Origin of the sequence: Thalassobacillus devorans MSP14 (assembly GCF_000496835.1) — a bacterium.
Taxonomy (GTDB): Bacteria; Bacillota; Bacilli; order Bacillales; family Halobacillaceae; genus Thalassobacillus; species Thalassobacillus devorans_B.
On sequence record NZ_KI543236.1, the window covers coordinates 1,097,253 to 1,115,135 of the forward strand.

Consider the following 17,883-nt stretch of genomic DNA (forward strand, 5'->3'; position numbering starts at 1 on the left):
TATGCACCTGAAGTTAGATTTGCAGTTTTTTGCTGGGGAAAAAACAGAAAAAGCAACACCGAAAAAGCGACAGGATTCCCGGAAAAAGGGACAGGTCGCAAAAAGCCAGGACGTAAACACGGCTATCCTGATGCTGTTTATGTTTGCCTTATTCATGGTTCTGGGGGATTACCTTAAAAGTGTCATGACCGGTATGTATCAACATGCTTTCCAGGAATACTTGCACCGGGAAGTCACGGAGAACAGTGTTTTTCAGGTATTTAGGGAAACAACTGTTGAATTGAGTAAAGTCATCGTACCGATTATGGGGGCAGCAGTGATAGCGGGTCTTGCTTCTAACTGGCTCCAGGTAGGCTTTATGTTCACTGCCGAACCGTTGAAATTTAAACTGAATAAGATTAATCCGATTGAAGGTGCCAAGAAAATTTTTTCAGCTCGTGCGTTAGTTGAGCTGGTGAAATCCTTATTGAAAATAACCATGATCGGTACGATAACTTTTACAGTCATCTGGCTGAATAAAGACGAAATGATGATGATGTCGCAACGATCTGTCGATGGAGCACTCGCGTTTTTTGGCCATACGACCGTAATTATGGGAATAGCTTCCGCTCTGGCTCTTTTATTAATTTCTGTGCTGGATTACAGCTATCAAAAATACGATTATGAAAAAAGCATCCGGATGTCAAAAAACGATGTTAAAGATGAGTATAAAAATATCGAAGGTGACCCGCAAATCAAATCCAAAATCAAAGAGAAACAGCGCCAGATGGCGATGCAGCGGATGATGAGTGAAGTACCTGAAGCAGATGTTGTCATCACCAATCCAACCCACTATGCGATAGCCATCAAGTATGATGAAAATAAATCTGATGCACCTTTTGTATCGGCTAAAGGCGTCGATTTTGTAGCTCAGAAAATAAAAGAAGTGGCCAAAGCGAACAAAGTGGTTATGGTAGAAAACCGTCCGTTGGCAAGAGCTTTATACGCTGAAACAGAAATCGGGGATAACATCGACGAGCAGTTTTATAAAGCTGTAGCAGAAATATTGGCATATGTTTACCGGATTCAAAAGAAAGTCTAGAAAGTAAGGGGAGAAGACAATGGCACCGAGAGATCTATCGGTTTTATTAGGCGTCATCATGATAATCGTAATGTTGGTCATCCCCTTACCGGGCTGGCTGCTCAGCTTTTTAATACTGATCAATATTTCACTGGCATTGATGGTCATTCTCGTTTCAATGAACATGAAGGAAGCCCTGCAATTTTCTATATTTCCTTCCTTATTATTACTAATGACATTGTTCCGTTTAGGGTTAAATGTTTCCACAACACGTTCCATCCTGTCAAAAGCAGAGGCGGGAGGTGTCGTTGAGACATTCGGAACGTTTGTAATCGGCAATAATCCGCTTGTTGGTTTCGTTGTATTCATCATTTTAGTAATCATTCAGTTTTTAGTCATTACCAAGGGTGCTGAACGTGTATCTGAAGTCGCGGCCCGATTCACCTTGGATGCTATGCCAGGTAAACAGATGAGTATCGATGCCGACTTGAATGCCGGAATGATTTCTGAGCAGCAGGCTAAAGAGCGCAGGGAAAAAATCGAACAGGAAGCCGACTTTTATGGAGCGATGGATGGGGGAAGTAAGTTCGTCAAAGGAGATGCCATTGCGGGTATCATCATTGTACTAATCAACATTATCTTTGGACTGATCATCGGAATGGTACAGATGGACATGCTATTTTCAGAAGCAGTGGATGTTTACATGCGTCTCACTGTCGGTGACGGACTCGTCAGCCAGATCCCTGCCTTATTGATTTCAACAGCAACCGGTATTGTAGTAACGAGAGTGGCTTCTAAAGGGAACCTTGGAACCGATGTATCCGATCAATTATTACAGGATCCGAAATTATTATACATTGCCGCTGGAACGATCTTTTTCTTAGGATTGACACCGATCAACTTCTTTTTGACTACCTTGATTGCTTCGGCTCTCGCATTCGGGGGCTACTGGTTGTCCCGCCCAACACCAGCAGATGAATTCGAAATGGATGAAGACGAAGAGGAAAGCAATCACATGAAATCACCTGAAAATGTTGTCAACCTGATCAGTATGGACCCGGTTGAATTCGAATTCGGCTATGGACTGATTCCGATCGCAGATACAAACCAGGGCGGAGACCTGCTGGACCGTATCGTAATGATTAGGCGCCAACTTGCGATTGAACTGGGCATCGTAATTCCGGTAGTCCGCATCAGAGACAATATTCAATTGAGCCCTAACGAATACCGGCTGAAAATCAAAGGCAATGAAGTGGCACGGGGGGAACTCATGCTGGATTATTATTTAGCGATGAGTCCAGGACGTGAAGAAGACGACATCGATGGAATTCACACCCAGGAGCCTGCATTCGGTCTGCCGGCTAAATGGGTGACAGAAGAAGTGAAGGATGACGCGGAATTATCCGGATATACGGTGGTTGATCCACCTTCTGTCGTGTCCACCCATATTACCGAAGTCATCAAGCAGCATGCCCATCAATTGTTGGGCAGACAGGAAACACAGCAATTGATTGACCACTTGAAGGACTCTTACCCCATTCTGGTGGATGAGGTTACACCGGAACCGCTTCGTGTCGGAGATATCCAAAAGGTGCTGGCTAAACTGCTCCGTGAAAATATTTCGATTAAAAACCTGCCAATCATCTTCGAAACGCTTGCAGATTTCGGCAAGATGACTACGGATACAGATCTGCTCGGTGAATATGCAAGACAGGCGCTATCACACCAGATTACCCGCCAGTTCACCAGTGACGGTCAAACGGTGAAAGTGATAACGGTTTCCGGGAAAGTAGAAAAACTGCTCGCAGATCATATTCAACAAACAGAGCATGGCAGTTACCTCACCCTGGATCCGGAAACGCAACAGACAATCATCCAGTCAGTTGCCGAACAGGTAGAACAGCTTTCTTTACAAGAGGAAACGGCCATTGTGCTTTGCTCGCCGGCAGTAAGAATGTATTTGAAACAATTGCTCGAACGCTTCCTGCCTCAAGTGAATGTGTTGTCTTACAATGAGCTGGAACCGACAATCGAAGTCCAAAGTGTAGGGGTGGTGAACGTAGCATGAAAGTGAAAAAATTCGAAGCGGAATCGATGCCGAAAGTAATGAGCCAGGTAAAAAAAGAAATGGGAAATGATGCAGTCATCTTAAATTCCAAGGTAGTTCATCGTGGTGGATTCCTCGGCCTTTTTAAGAAAAAAAACATCGAAGTGATTGCTGCAATCGACCCGGAAGATAAGCTGCCAAAAAAACAGGCATGGAAAATGGAGAGGAGGCAAGAAATAGCTGCTCCACCTTCTGAGCAATTGCCCGCCTTTGTGTCCGATCAAAATCAAGCAGTCATGACAGAAATCAAAGCTTTGAAAAAGTTGATGGAGAAACAGCAAACGAGCCAGACGACGAGTCATCCACACCCATATCAGAAATTTTATGATCACCTGTTTGAACAGGAAGTTACCCCGGAGTTGGCTGATGAACTGATTACCAAGTTAAAAAAGAACGAAGAATCGGTTCCTGCCTCTATCGATGGTTTGAAATCTATTATTCTTCATTCACTGGAAGCGAAAGAAAGACCGTTAACATTCGGTGGTGTTGATTACAACCGGAAGTTCCTTCACTTCGTCGGACCGACAGGCGTGGGGAAAACTACTACGATTGCAAAAGTAGCCGCGCGGGCAGTATTGAATGATCATAAAAGAGTAGCTTTCATCACTACGGATACCTACCGCATTGCAGCGATAGATCAACTGAAAACATATGCAAAACTATTAGATATACCAATAGAAGTAGCGTATTCACTGGAGGATTATATGGAAGCCAGGCATAAATTCGCAAATTGTGATTTGGTTCTCTTGGATACCGCGGGCCGGAATTTTCGGGATCCACAGTATGTCTACGAGTTAAGTAAACTAATTGATTTCCGTACAAGTATGGAAACCTACCTTGTGCTGTCTTTGACTTCCCGTTATAAAGACATGCAGGAAATCTTTGACCAATTCAATGATATTCCTATCAGGCAATTGATTTTTACTAAGTCGGACGAAACTTCCACTTATGGAAGCGCATTGAATATGCTTGTTCACAATAAGATCGGAGCAGCTTATATAACCAACGGACAAAATGTTCCCGATGACATCCAGACAGCATCCCCGCAATGGATAGCGTCCCGAATTGCAGGTGAGCACTATGATGTATGATCAGGCACAACAGCTCCGGGACCGTTTAATGGCTAAACAACAACCGCCTCGGGCAAAAACGATAGCAGTGATCAGTGGCAAAGGTGGAGTTGGTAAGTCGAATTTTGCCTTAAACTTTGCTTTGGCATTGGCAAAGCGTCAGCAGCGGGTACTGGTCTTTGATCTCGATATCGGTATGGGTAACATTGATATTTTAACAGGCTCGTCAGCTAAATATAATTTAACCGATTTATTCAAGAGTGGTTTGTCGATGAAAGACCTTTTTACCCATGGACCAGAAGCACTGACATACATAGCCGGAGGATCGGGTTTGAGTGATTTTTTTGAGTTGGATGACGAAAGGTTCGAGTATTTTTTATCCCAATTCGATCAGATTGCCAAAGCTTATGACTATATCATTTTTGATATGGGCGCAGGAATCAGCCAGAACAGTTTAAGTTTCATCCTTGCTGCAGAAGAAGCTATATTGATCACTACTCATGAGCCTACATCCATGACCGATGCTTATGCCATATTGAAACATATTTATCGAATGGAAAAGGGGATCAAAATATACACAGTGATCAATCGTGCAAACAGCCAGCAAGCCGGCAGAGTAGCAATGGAACGACTCCAAAAGGTAGTGCAGCAGTTCCTTACCAGAAAATTATATCCGATGGGGATACTTCCAGACGATCAGCAAGTAATGAAAGCTGTTGCCCGTCAGGTGCCATTTTTACTACATAACCAGCATTCTCCTGCATCAAAGGCGGTACAGCATATTACTGACCAATATTTAGAGGATAAACTGGATATCACTCGACCTCCAGCCACAAGTTTTGTCACAAAGCTAAAGAGGCTGGTTACAGAAAGATAGTACTTATGGCTAAAAGATTATTTCAGGCTAAGGAGATTTACCCTTTTAATGGCACTCACTTTCCACTGTAGTACCCAGTTGTTGCAACAGGCATTTCATCAGAGAGGCCAAAGCCAGTTGTGAGCCGGGGATTGCACGGATAGCATGGATTCATTGGAGGCAATTGGAAAAACAATCCCGGACGTTATCAGGGTGCAAGAGGAGGTTTAATTGGCAGTGGAAGTGTATCAATATTTGGATATTTTCATCGAGGAAAGCAAAGAAAATCTCCAGACGATAAATGACCAGCTGCTTGAGCTGGAACGCAACCCAAAGAATTTAACCATTATCCAGGAAATATTCCGTTCTGCCCATACATTGAAAGGGATGGCAGCAGCGATGGGGTTCCAGGACCTGGCCGACCTGACCCATAAAATGGAGAACGTTTTGGACGCTGTACGAAATGGTGAAATTACTGTGGAAACAATGGTAGTCGATGTCCTTTTTGAAGCGGTTGAATATTTAGAAGCTATTATCATTGATATTTCGGATGGAGCACAAGGAAGAAGAGATGTTACAGCGATCTTATCCAGAATAGAAGCAATCGAATCAGGAAAAATGACGCTGGGTGCAGATGCACTACTGGAACCTCTTCAATCTCACCAGCCTGAAAATGATAGCCCTTTTATCGAAAAGCCTACGGAAAAAAACGGGGCAAACAATCAAACGTCTGTGACGGCAGGAAAACGCGCCTGCGGTAATAAAACTATTCGGGTTAACATCGAGCGGCTCGATATCTTAATGAATTTATTTGAAGAACTGATCATAGACAGGCGCAGACTGGAGCTGATTTCCAAAGAATTGGAGCATAAAGAATTGCAGGAAACGGCAGAAAGAATGGCCAGAACTTCCGGAAACCTGGAGGATATTATTTTAAGGATGCGAATGGTGCCGGTCGACCAGGTGTTCAATCGCTTTCCGCGTATGATCAGGCAGTTGGCGAAAGATCTGGGCAAGCGTATCAACATTGAAATTTCAGGTGCGGACACGGAACTGGACCGCGCGGTCATAGAGGAACTCGCGGAGCCTATCGTCCATTTAATTCGTAATGCGGTAGACCATGGAATTGAATCACCGGATGAAAGGGAACAGAAGGGAAAACCTGCGGAAGGGACACTGAAACTCCAAGCCTGCCATAGCGGCAACCATGCATTTATTGAAATATCGGATGATGGCGCTGGAATCAGTCGTGAAAAAGTTCTAAACAATGCAATCCAGCGTGCTGTAATCACCAAAGAACAATCCGCAGAGCTATCGGATAAGCAAGTTTACGAATTGCTGATGGCAAGTGGTTTTTCTACAGCAGAAAAAATTTCAGGCGTTTCTGGACGAGGAGTCGGGTTAGACGTTGTCCGTAATACAATAGAGTCCTTAGGCGGGACGATAGATATTGCTTCTGCTTTTGGGGAAGGAAGTAAATTTTCTATCCAATTGCCTTTAAGGTAGTTCGCGGAATCAGAACGATAGAGGGGTAGCTGAAATATAATGGCAGGAAACCTTTTGTGGAACTTATTGTTTGCTGTATTTGGCTTTTGTTTATCGTTATTTTTATCATTGCAGAATAATTCCCTTGATACATCAATGATCCGGGCCGCTACTGCGTTCTTTTTTATGTATGTCCTCGCTTTTTTATTCCGGTTGGTATTTTACTATATTAATAGAACTTATCACCAGACACCTGATGAAAGTAGGGAGAATGTATCGGGAATCGAAGATGATAGAGACCGTACCAGGGAAGATCCGGTAGCCAAACAAGCATCGGAAACGATCAGAAAGCTGTTAAACGAAGACTAAAGAATACCGATGGATTAACGTGTAAGAAGGAGGGGTTGTATGGCATACTTGTTATCTGCTAAAGAACAGGAACTGTGGAGTCAGTGGCAGCACAAAGAGGATATGGAAGCTGCGAATGAATTGATTGAAAACCATCTTCATCTTGTAAACTTTCATGTCCAACGAATTTCTGCCCATTTACCTTCAAGTGTAAATAAAGAAGATATTAAAAGTTTAGGATTGTCAGGTTTATATGATGCCCTTAAAAAATTTGATGTCAATCGTGATTTGAAATTTGATACATACGCCTCTTTCAGAATTCGCGGAGCCATCATGGACGGACTGCGTAAAGAGGATTGGCTGCCTCGGTCTGTAAGAGACAAGGCTAAAAAAATCGAACAAGTATCAGAACGTATGGAACAGCAGCTGCAGCGCCCCCCTTCCGCAAAAGAAATCGGGGAGTTCCTGGACATGGAGGAAGAGGAAGTAGCAGAAGTCATAAAAGATTCCCTGTTTGCACATGTACTGTCTATGGAGGATAAATCTAAGGAGGGCAACAGTGAACATAAGGAAGGGATCGGCTATACACTGCCTGATAAGAAAACATTGACCCCGGAAAAGAATATTGTGCAACAGGAAAACTTTCAGGATCTGGCGGAAGGGATAAAAAAGCTGAAAGAGAAAGAACAGCTCGTCATCAGCCTGTTTTATTATGAAGAACTTACTTTGACCGAAATCGGGCATGTGCTGGGATTGACGACCTCCCGGATTTCACAAATTCACGCAAAGGCATTATTCAAATTGAGAGAAAGTCTTTCTAAATTAGTGTTAGATTGAAGAGCAGCCAGGGATGACAGCATGAAAACGGCTAACGATTTATTAACACAGGAAAATCTTCCGTACGATCAATAATAATTTGCTGCACTTACTAAAAAGAGCAATCGCGATTCGCTCTCTGGGATAAAAAAGTATGCAGTTGACAGGAATTTGGAAATTGCGAGGGTTGTTTAATGGTTGTTTTTTTATTGATCATTAGTTTTATATTACACGGCGTTCTGGTACTGAGCATGGTTATCCTTTCTGTACGGGTGAAGAAAGCACAGGAACTCGAGACTCGCCAAAAGCAAGTAGCAGAGGATATTGAACAGATGTTTACCGCATACCTGCTTGAAATCAAAGAAGAAAATGAACGTTTTCAGCAAATGCTTAATATGGAAGGGAAAACGGCGACCGATTATTCACCTTCATACCCAGAGCGAAATCGTGTTTCTGGGGCAGAAAATCCTGTCCATACCTACGGGAAACAGAACTTCGAGAAGCAATTAAAGCCGGTTTACCAGCCATTGATGCCGGGAAATGAACAAGTGAACTATGAACCTTCTTTCTCAACCCAGGTATTTTCACTCCAAGATCAGGGTTATTCTATTGAGGAAATCGCCCGCCAATTAAACAGGGGTAAGACAGAAATTGCTTTAATTTTAAAATTCAATCAACAAAATATGTGATTATACTTGATTGCACCAATGGCTTATGATATATTTACTCTTGGTGTCAATACACACGGTTGCCGATTCCTGCCGAGGGTGCTCTATACATGAGTTTCGGAAGGAAGATGAAGCGGCCGGAGGATACTAAAAAACCAAACAGGAGGAATTAACATGTCTGTAATTTCAATGAAACAGCTGCTTGAAGCTGGTGTTCATTTCGGACACCAAACTCGCCGCTGGAACCCGAAGATGAAAAAATACATCTTCACTGAGCGTAACGGCATCTACATCATCGACCTTCAGAAGACGGTCAAAAAAGTAGATGAAGCTTTCAACTATGTCAAAGACGTAGCTGCTGACGGTGGAAACATCCTATTCGTCGGTACAAAGAAACAAGCACAAGAAACAGTACGTGATGAAGCAACACGTTGTGGTATGTATTACATCAACCAGCGCTGGTTGGGTGGTACATTGACAAACTTCCAAACAATCCGCAAGCGTATCAATCGTTTGAAAGATATCGAGCGTATGGAAGAAGACGGAACTTTCGAAGTACTTCCTAAGAAAGAAGTAGTCGGTCTTCTTAAAGAAAAAGATCGTCTTGTCAAGTTCTTGGGCGGTATCAAAGAAATGAAGAGTCTTCCGGATGCGATGTTCGTTATTGATCCACGTAAAGAGCGCATTGCTATTGCTGAAGCTCATAAATTGAACATTCCTATTGTCGGAATTGTAGATACAAACTGTGACCCGGACGAAATCGATTATGTCATTCCAGCAAATGACGATGCGATTCGTGCTGTTAAATTGCTTACTTCCAAAATGGCTGACGCTGTTCTTGAAGCGAAGCAGGGAGAAGAAACTGAAGTTGCAGAAGAGTCTGCTCCAGCTGAAGAAGCAGAGGCTGCAACCGAGTAACAAAGGTTTCAAAGGTGATAAGAGGGAGAACCTTTTATCACCTTTTTTAAAGAGGATGGTCAGAGGCCTTAGGACGCAAGTGTATGCAATCTAGCTTCCACCCGAAGCCGGACTTCCTTTTCTTCTTTGTTTGAATTTAACTAATAAAGCATACGTAAATGCTAAATTTCTAAAGGAGGAAATAACATGGCTGTAACTGCAAAAATGGTAAAAGAACTGCGTGAAAAGACAGGCGCAGGTATGATGGATTGTAAAAAAGCACTAACTGAAACAGATGGAGATATGGACAAAGCGATGGAATGGCTACGCGAAAAAGGTATCTCTAAAGCACAAAAGAAAGCGGATCGTATCGCAGCGGAAGGTTCTGCACACGTTGAAGTTGACGGAAACACCGCTGTATTGCTGGAAGTCAACTGCGAAACTGACTTCGTAACAAAGAACGATCAATTCAAAGCTCTTCTTCAAGAGCTCGGGAAACACCTGCTTTCTCAAAAGCCTGCTACAGCAGAAGAAGCATTGGAGCAAAAGCTTCATGGCGAAGGCGATACTGTAAACGAATATATCAATTCCACTATCGCTAAAATCGGTGAGAAAATTTCTCTTCGCCGTTTCACCATTCTTGACAAAACAGATAACGACGCTTTCGGTGCTTATATTCACATGGGTGGAAACATCGGCGTCCTAACTCTTCTAGAGGGTACGACTGACGAAGCTGCAGCTAAAGATGTAGCAATGCACATCGCTGCCGTCAACCCTCGTTATGTATCCCGTGATGAGGTTTCTGAAGAAGAAGTAAACAAAGAACGTGAAATGCTTAAGACTCAAGCTTTGAATGAAGGCAAGCCTGAGCATATCGTTGAAAAAATGGTAGAAGGACGTTTAGGAAAATTCTTCGAAGAAATTTGCCTGCTTGAACAAAGCTTCGTAAAAGATCCAGATCAAAAAGTTAAAAAATTCGTAGAATCTACAGGCGGTTCTGTAAAAGGTTTCGTACGCTATGCAGTAGGCGAAGGCATGGAAAAGCGCGAAGACAATTTTGCTGAAGAAGTTATGAGCCAAGTTAAAAAATAAGCATGCCTGAAAAATAGGGGACACACATGGTGTTCCCTATTTTCGAACATGCTACATATTTTTAAACCAGCTTCTTTTTAAGAACGTATGATAAACAATCAGATAAAATAGGTATATGGAGGTTACTATGACTGCAGCTCGTTACCGTCGAATCGTATTGAAACTAAGTGGTGAAGCCTTAAGTGGAAAGCAAGGATATGGCATTGACCCTGCTATTATCCAATCTGTAGCTAAACAAATCAAAGAAGTTGCCGAACTAGGAGTAGAAATCGCCGTGGTAGTAGGTGGCGGTAACATTTGGCGAGGAAAAGTCGGAAGTGAGATGGGCATGGACAGGGCGAATGCTGATTATATGGGGATGCTTGCCACTGTCATGAACTCCCTTGCATTGCAAGACAGCCTGGAAAATAACGGCATTCCTACCCGTGTCCAAACTTCGATTGAAATGCGCCAGGTGGCTGAACCTTACATCCGTAGAAAAGCAATCCGTCATCTAGAGAAAAAACGAGTCGTCATTTTTGCGGCAGGTACGGGTAACCCTTATTTCTCCACGGATACCACTGCGGCGCTTCGTGCTGCAGAAGTAGAAGCAGATGTGATTCTTATGGCTAAGAATAATGTTGATGGTGTCTATAATGCAGACCCTAAATTAGATAAAGATGCTGAAAAGTACGATCAGCTTTCTTATATGGATGTTTTAAATGAGGGATTAGGCGTTATGGATTCAACGGCATCATCTTTATGTATGGACAATGATATTGCTTTACTGGTATTCTCGATTACTGAAGAGGGTAATATCAAAAAAGCAGTTCTAGGTGAAAATATCGGAACGATTGTAAGGGGGAAATAAACATGTCCAATGAAGTGATCAAAGAAACGAATACGAAAATGGAACAAGCTGTGCAAGCCTATTCCCGTCAGTTGGCAACAGTACGTGCGGGTCGCGCGAACCCTAATCTATTAGATAGTGTCCATGTTGACTACTATGGCGCCTCTACCCCTTTGAACCAACTGGCTCAAGTTTCTGCACCAGAAGCGAGATTGCTGGTCATCACACCTTATGATAAGTCTGCGATCGCGGATATTGAAAAAGGAATCCAGAAAGCTGATCTTGGCTTATCTCCTTCAAGTGATGGAAACATCATTCGTATCAATATTCCCGCTTTAACAGAAGAACGTCGTAAAGATCTTGTAAAAGTAGTAGGGAAGTATGCGGAAGAAGCAAAAGTACAAATCCGTAATATCCGTCGTGACAGCAATGACAAATTGAAAAAGCTTGAAAAAGACGGAGAACTTACCGAAGATGAATTACGCGGATTCCAGGACGATGTGCAAAAAGCCACGGATAATCATGTTGCGAAAGTCGATGAACTTTCCAAAAACAAAGAAGCAGAAATCATGGAAGTATAATAGAAGCGCAAGTGTCCGCTTTAGAAATGTACCAATGGGACGCGGAATGAGCTGCTTCCTCTCAATTGTAAATTGAAAAAGCCGCGCTGCAACTGGCGCGGCTTTCTATTTTTAGCGATCTTGTCAAGAATCTTTTTCGTGTTTTGCTTTATGTCATGATATGCATGGTGTAGGATTATAGTATAATAAATAAGATAAGTATCCTTATTGGAGGATGTTGCAATGCCAATCAAATTTCCATTTACTAAATCAAAACCAAAACCTGATCCCCAATCTCCTGGGTTGGATTATAAGCAATTGCCACAACATGTAGCTATTATCATGGATGGAAATGGAAGATGGGCAAAAAATAAAGGACTTCCTAGAATCGCTGGCCATAAAGAGGGCATGAATGTCGTCAAAAAAATAGTCAGGCATGCCTCAAATTTGGGGATTGAAGTGCTGACTCTTTATGCTTTCTCTACAGAAAATTGGAAGCGCCCGAAAACTGAAGTGGAATTCCTGATGAAATTACCCATGGAGTTTTTAAATACATATCTCCCGGAACTGATTGAAAAGAACGTACGCGTGGAAACAATCGGTGATTTCGAGAGATTGCCTGAACACACAAAAACGGCCGTCCAGGAGGCGAAAGACCGCACCAAAGACAATACTGGACTCATACTGAATTTTGCATTGAATTACGGAAGCCGGTATGAAATGGTAGAAGCTGTCAAGATAGTAGCTGAGGAAGTGAAACAAGGAAATCTGGATGTTGATAAAATAGATGAAGGTTGTATCTCCAGACATTTGTATACAGCTGATTTAAAAGAACCGGATTTATTGATTCGTACAAGCGGTGAACAGCGCCTTAGTAATTTCCTGCTTTGGCAGCTGGCCTATAGTGAATTTTGGTTCACCGATGTATACTGGCCGGATTTTGATGAAGCATATTTTGAAAAAGCGCTGTACGATTATCAAAACAGAAAACGTCGATATGGCGGAGTATAAGGTGTTGAAGTAGCATGAAACAAAGAACCATTACAGCAATTGTGGGAGCACTTATCTTCCTTCCTTTGATTGTACTCGGGGAATGGCCTTTTAAAATATTCGTTTACCTGATTGCCAGTATAGGAATATTGGAATTAATACGCATGAAGAAGATATCCCGTTATTCTTTTCCATCTATCATCACCCTTCTTTTGTTATGGGCCCTAATGTTCCCCTACGGAGAAGTTTTCGGAATGGAAGAGGTGGAAGTCACTAAATCTGAATTGACATTGCTGGCAGTATTGATCCTGCTAAGTTATACAGTGCTGGTGAAAAATCGTTTTACTTTTGATGATGCAGGTTTTCTTTTAATCTCTGCCATATATGTTGGAATGGGCTTTCATTATTTAATTGAGACACGCGACAGCGGGTTACATTATGTTTTTTATGCGCTGTTTGTAATATGGGCAACAGACACAGGAGCCTATTTGTTTGGACGGGCGTTCGGCAAGCATAAACTCTGGCCGAAAATCAGTCCGAAAAAGACCATCGAAGGGGCGGTAGGGGGAATTGCCCTGGCATGTATCGTGGCCCTGGTTTTTCAAATCTTCTACCCTGTACACCCGTCCACCATCATGGTAGTGATCGTTACGATAGTCGTATCATTCTTTGGTCAGATCGGTGACCTGGTCGAGTCTGCATTTAAACGTCACTATGCAGTGAAGGATTCTGGAAATATTCTTCCGGGACATGGTGGTGTGCTCGACCGGTTTGACAGCCTGATTTTCATTTTACCTGTATTACATTTCATAAATTTCATTTCATAGCATTCAATAGAAGTGGGAGAGATTTATCTTATGAAGCAAATCACACTGTTGGGAGCAACCGGGTCGATTGGGATCCAGACACTTGATATCATCCGTCTGCATCCTGATCATTTTTCCGTCTATGCCCTTGCCTTTGGGAAAAATATCGAAAAAGCCTTACCTTTGATAAAGGAATTTGAACCGGAAATTGTGGTGGTACAGGATAAGACAATCAAACAACAGGTAGAAAGTGAGTTTCCTGCTATCAGGGTATTGCAGGGAACAGAGGGAATGATTGCTGCCAGCACGGCGGAAAAAGTTGATGTACTTGTCAATGCAGTAATGGGGAGTGTAGGATTGCCGGCAACCCTGGCAGCGATTGAAGCACGTAAACTGGTTGCCATCGCCAACAAAGAAACGCTTGTTACGGCTGGTCATCTTGTCATGGAAGCAGCAAGAAAGTATCAGGTAGACTTATTGCCGGTGGATAGCGAACATTCCGCTATTTTTCAAAGTATGAATGGAGAGAAAAACGAATCGGTCGAACGATTGATTCTGACAGCTTCCGGTGGAAGTTTCCGCGATAAAACAAGGGAAGACCTTGCAGGTGTCACGGTTGAGGATGCTTTGAACCATCCGAATTGGAGCATGGGTGCTAAAATTACGATAGATTCAGCCTCCATGATGAACAAAGGTTTAGAAGTGATTGAGGCGCACTGGCTCTTTGATATCCCTTATGAGCAAATAGATGTTATACTTCATAGAGAGAGTGTCATACACTCCATGGTTGAATATAAAGACAAAAGTGTCATCGCCCAATTAGGGACTCCTGATATGAAAGTTCCGATACAGTATGCGCTCACTTATCCTGACCGTCTTGATTTAACGATGACAAAACGGTTAAACTTAGAAGAAATTGCGACTTTACACTTTCAACCGATGGATTATGACCGATTCCGCTGTTTGAAGTTAGCATTTCAGGCAGGTAAGGAAGGTGGTTCCATGACCACTGTCCTTAACGCCGCTAATGAGCAGGCTGTTGAGTTGTTCCTTAATGGGGAAATAGCATTTTTAGACATAGAAACATTGATAGAACAAGCTTTAGAGCGTCATCAAACGATCCGAAAACCTGATCTGGAGACAATTCTCTCTATTGATCAGGAAACCCGGAAGCAGGTACGCTCGTATTTAATATAAAGGAAGGTGCTTCTTTTGACGACTGTTATTGCTTTTATACTCATGTTCGGTGTCTTGGTATTTGTACATGAGTGGGGGCATCTGATCTTTGCCAAGAGGGCAGGGATGCTAGCAAGAGAATTCGCGATCGGTTTTGGTCCGAAAATCTTTGCCTTCACAAAGAATGAAACGCTTTACACGATCCGTCTGCTTCCTGTAGGTGGTTATGTAAGAGTTGCCGGTGAAGACCCGGAAATAATCGAATTGAAAGCAGGACATCATGTTGGGCTGGAGTTCAATGAGCAAGGCAAGGTCAACAAAATTATTGTCAACAACAAGTCCAAACACCCTAACGCACGTGTGGTTGAAGTGGAGAGAGCTGATCTCGATCATCGTCTTGTCATTGAAGGTTATGAAATCGATGAAGATGAGAAGCTGATATTCGAAGTGGACCCCAAAGCCTACTTCGTTATGGATGAGAAAGAAACACAAATTGCTCCGTATGATCGTCAGTTTGCTTCTAAAACAATAGGGCAGAGGGCAATGCAACTGTTTGCGGGGCCAATGATGAACTTCGTGTTGGCAATCATCATCTTCTTCATTCTTGGGTTCATACAGGGTGTGCCTGTTGATGAAGCCCAAATCGGGAACGTGGTGGAGGATACACCTGCTGAACAATCCGGTCTCCAAACCGGGGATGAAATTGTCGCCATCGATGGACAGCAAGTTTCTACTTGGGACGAGTTTACGGAAATTGTACGTAATAATCCGGAGGAAGAATTAGACTTTACAGTTGTGAGAAACGGACAGGAACAGGAAATTTCTGTAACACCTGCGTCGATAGAACAACAGGATGTGAAAATCGGTCAAATCGGAGTGGAACGTGCTTTTGATGATTCATTTGTGAAAACGATCCAATTTGGTTTTACCCAGACCTACGATTGGACAAAGCTTATCCTGATCAACTTAGGGAAACTGGTGACGGGGCAGTTCTCCTTAGATATGCTTTCGGGTCCAGTGGGTATCTATGATGCTACAGATAAAGTGGTGCAGACAGGTTTCATCAATTATCTGATGTGGTCTGCGATTTTGAGTATCAACCTTGGTATTGTCAATCTCCTGCCATTACCTGCACTGGATGGTGGAAGGCTGTTGTTCGTAGCCATTGAAGCTGTCAGAGGTAAGCCGATCGATCCACAAAAAGAAGGCGTTGTTCATTTTATCGGCTTCGCATTGCTTATGCTGTTGATGCTGGTAGTTACCTGGAATGATATCCAGCGTCTTTTCCTATGATAATCAGGCAAGTTATAATTAAAGATAATTCATTGTTTATATAAAAGGAAAACTGGAAGTAAGGCTACAACAATTACTTCCAGTTTTCCTATCAGTAGTAAGGAATAGAGGTGTCGAAGATGAGACAAAGTGAAATGTTATTGCCAACCTTGCGTGAAACTCCTGCAGATGCAGAAATTAAAAGTCACCAGCTATTGGTAAGAGCGGGTTATATCCGCCAGATAGCTTCCGGAGTCTACAGTTTCCTGCCGATTGGCCGCAGAGTGTTACGGAAAGTGGAAGAAATTGTAAGAGATGAAATGGAAAAGGCTGGAGCTCATGAAATGCTGATGGCAGCCTTGCAGCCAGCGGAGTTATGGAAAGAAACAGGACGCTGGGATACTTTTGGCCCTGAACTGATGCGCCTGCATGACCGTCATGAACGGGAATTCGCTCTCGGCGCGACCCATGAAGAAGTGATTACAAGCATCGTAAGAGATGAAGTGAAAAGTTACAAAAAATTGCCGTTGACTGTCTATCAGATTCAAAATAAATTCAGGGATGAAAAACGTCCGCGTTTTGGACTACTGCGCGGCCGGGAATTTTTAATGAAGGACGCTTATTCCTTCCACGATTCTTTTGAAAGCCTGGATGGTACATACCAAAGGATTTTTGATGCCTATTCTAATATCTTCAGGCGGTGCGGGTTGAATTTTCGCGCTGTGATCGCAGATTCAGGAGCCATGGGTGGTAAAGATACCCATGAATTCATGGTACTATCCGAAGTGGGAGAAGATACAATCGCTTATTCTGATACATCCCGTTATGCTGCTAATATTGAAATGGCACCTGTCATTACAGAATATACGAAATCTGAAGAAGAGCCGAAGGAAATGGAAAAGGTGGAAACTCCTGATCAGAAGACCATGCAGCAGGTTGCTGATTACCTTGGCCATTCCCTTGAAGAAGGTTTGAAATCGATCATGTTCAAAGTAGATGACCAGTTTGTCATGGTTATTACACGAGGCGATCATGAAGTAAATGATGTAAAGCTTAAAAATCTATATGATGCCAGCATGATTGATCTCGCTTCTGAAGAAGAAACAAGGGAAATAATCGGTGCCGGTTTTGGTTCACTTGGACCTGTCGGTGTACCAGCCCAGGTAGAAGTTATCGCTGATCTGGCTGTCGAGGCGATGGTCAATACTACCTGTGGAGCAAATGAAGAAGGTTATCATTATAAAAATGTTACACCAGGAAAAGATTTCAGCGTAGATAAATATGCAGATCTCCGTTTTATTAAAGAGGGTGACCCATCACCAGATGGGGAAGGTACTATTAAATTTGCCAGAGGTATAGAAGTAGGCCACGTATTCAAATTAGGCAAATTCTATGCGGAAAAAATGGACGCTTCTTATCTGAATGACCAGGGCAAATCCAATACGATGATCATGGGGTGCTACGGAATCGGTGTTTCACGAACACTAGCGTCGATCGTCGAGCAATATCATGATGAAGACGGGATTACATGGCCTGCTAATGTAGCACCTTTCCAGGTACATGTATTGACTCTGAACTCTAAAAAAGAAGAGCAGGCAGTACTTGGGGAAGAGTTGTACCAGAAGCTTTTAGCTGAAGGGATTGAAGTTTTATATGATGATCGAAAAGAGCGGGCGGGTGTGAAATTTGCTGATAGTGACCTGATCGGTATTCCGTTGCGTGTAACGATCGGTAAACGTGCCGGAGAAGGCATCGTCGAGTTCAAGGACCGGGCAACAAAGGAGCAGGTCGAGCTGGAAGCAAATCAAGTAATCAAGCAAGTGAAAGAGTTTTTGAACAAATAAACGCTTC

General features: G+C 42.9%; 16 protein-coding genes and 1 pseudogene. All 17 read left to right on the forward strand.

Going from position 1 to position 17,883, the window contains the following annotated elements; genetic code table 11:
* Nucleotide 1: 1 nt before the first annotated feature.
* The 17 genes and pseudogenes from flhB to P855_RS0106550 all read left to right on the forward strand — a co-directional run bounded on the left by flhB (nt 2) and on the right by P855_RS0106550 (nt 17,876).
* On the forward strand, nt 2-1,081 hold the full coding sequence (flhB, locus tag P855_RS0106470; RefSeq protein WP_028782801.1) for a flagellar biosynthesis protein FlhB: 1,080 nt from the start codon (nt 2-4) through the stop codon (nt 1,079-1,081).
* A gap of 19 nt (nt 1,082-1,100) precedes the next feature.
* Nucleotides 1,101-3,128, forward strand: coding sequence for a flagellar biosynthesis protein FlhA (flhA, locus tag P855_RS0106475; RefSeq protein ID WP_028782802.1), 2,028 nt, complete (start codon nt 1,101-1,103; stop codon nt 3,126-3,128).
* Nucleotides 3,125-4,258, forward strand: coding sequence for a flagellar biosynthesis protein FlhF (gene flhF / locus P855_RS0106480; RefSeq protein WP_028782803.1), 1,134 nt, complete (start codon nt 3,125-3,127; stop codon nt 4,256-4,258). The genes flhA and flhF overlap by 4 nt, the downstream gene beginning before the upstream one ends.
* Nucleotides 4,251-5,114 carry a MinD/ParA family protein gene (locus P855_RS0106485; protein ID WP_028782804.1) on the forward strand — a complete coding sequence of 288 codons (864 nt, stop codon included), beginning with the start codon at nt 4,251-4,253 and terminating at the stop codon, nt 5,112-5,114. The genes flhF and P855_RS0106485 overlap by 8 nt, the downstream gene beginning before the upstream one ends.
* 216 nt (nt 5,115-5,330) lie before the next feature.
* Nucleotides 5,331-6,593: pseudogene (locus P855_RS20605) on the forward strand (chemotaxis protein CheA); the annotation flags it as partial.
* 45 nt (nt 6,594-6,638) lie between these two features.
* The gene (locus tag P855_RS20610; RefSeq protein WP_037985685.1) at nt 6,639-6,947 is read left to right on the forward strand and encodes a hypothetical protein; all 309 of its coding nucleotides are present in this window, start codon (nt 6,639-6,641) and stop codon (nt 6,945-6,947) included.
* 39 nt (nt 6,948-6,986) lie between these two features.
* Nucleotides 6,987-7,763, forward strand: a complete 777-nt coding sequence (locus tag P855_RS0106500) for a FliA/WhiG family RNA polymerase sigma factor (protein WP_028782805.1) — start codon at nt 6,987-6,989, stop codon at nt 7,761-7,763.
* A 173-nt stretch (nt 7,764-7,936) separates the two neighbouring features.
* Nucleotides 7,937-8,431: a DUF6115 domain-containing protein gene (locus P855_RS0106505; RefSeq protein ID WP_028782806.1), complete on the forward strand. Its 495-nt coding sequence runs from the start codon at nt 7,937-7,939 to the stop codon at nt 8,429-8,431.
* A 153-nt stretch (nt 8,432-8,584) separates the two neighbouring features.
* On the forward strand, nt 8,585-9,328 hold the full coding sequence (rpsB, locus tag P855_RS0106510; protein WP_028782807.1) for a 30S ribosomal protein S2: 744 nt from the start codon (nt 8,585-8,587) through the stop codon (nt 9,326-9,328).
* A 186-nt stretch (nt 9,329-9,514) separates the two neighbouring features.
* A complete protein-coding gene (gene tsf / locus P855_RS0106515) occupies nt 9,515-10,399 on the forward strand; it encodes a translation elongation factor Ts (RefSeq protein ID WP_028782808.1) in 885 nt (294 codons plus the stop codon).
* Nucleotides 10,400-10,526: 127 nt separating this feature from the next.
* The gene (gene pyrH / locus P855_RS0106520; RefSeq protein WP_028782809.1) at nt 10,527-11,249 is read left to right on the forward strand and encodes a UMP kinase; all 723 of its coding nucleotides are present in this window, start codon (nt 10,527-10,529) and stop codon (nt 11,247-11,249) included.
* A 2-nt stretch (nt 11,250-11,251) separates the two neighbouring features.
* Nucleotides 11,252-11,809 (forward strand): ribosome recycling factor, encoded by a 558-nt coding sequence (frr, locus tag P855_RS0106525; protein WP_028782810.1) that lies wholly within the window; start codon nt 11,252-11,254, stop codon nt 11,807-11,809.
* A gap of 222 nt (nt 11,810-12,031) precedes the next feature.
* Nucleotides 12,032-12,799 (forward strand): isoprenyl transferase, encoded by a 768-nt coding sequence (locus tag P855_RS0106530; protein ID WP_028782811.1) that lies wholly within the window; start codon nt 12,032-12,034, stop codon nt 12,797-12,799.
* Nucleotides 12,800-12,813: 14 nt separating this feature from the next.
* Nucleotides 12,814-13,605 carry a phosphatidate cytidylyltransferase gene (locus tag P855_RS0106535; RefSeq protein WP_028782812.1) on the forward strand — a complete coding sequence of 264 codons (792 nt, stop codon included), beginning with the start codon at nt 12,814-12,816 and terminating at the stop codon, nt 13,603-13,605.
* Nucleotides 13,606-13,635: 30 nt separating this feature from the next.
* On the forward strand, nt 13,636-14,781 hold the full coding sequence (dxr, locus tag P855_RS0106540) for a 1-deoxy-D-xylulose-5-phosphate reductoisomerase (protein WP_028782813.1): 1,146 nt from the start codon (nt 13,636-13,638) through the stop codon (nt 14,779-14,781).
* 15 nt (nt 14,782-14,796) lie between these two features.
* On the forward strand, nt 14,797-16,053 hold the full coding sequence (rseP, locus tag P855_RS0106545; protein WP_028782814.1) for an RIP metalloprotease RseP: 1,257 nt from the start codon (nt 14,797-14,799) through the stop codon (nt 16,051-16,053).
* Nucleotides 16,054-16,172: 119 nt separating this feature from the next.
* Nucleotides 16,173-17,876 carry a proline--tRNA ligase gene (locus P855_RS0106550; RefSeq protein ID WP_028782815.1) on the forward strand — a complete coding sequence of 568 codons (1,704 nt, stop codon included), beginning with the start codon at nt 16,173-16,175 and terminating at the stop codon, nt 17,874-17,876.
* The last annotated feature ends 7 nt before the right edge of the window (nt 17,877-17,883 follow it).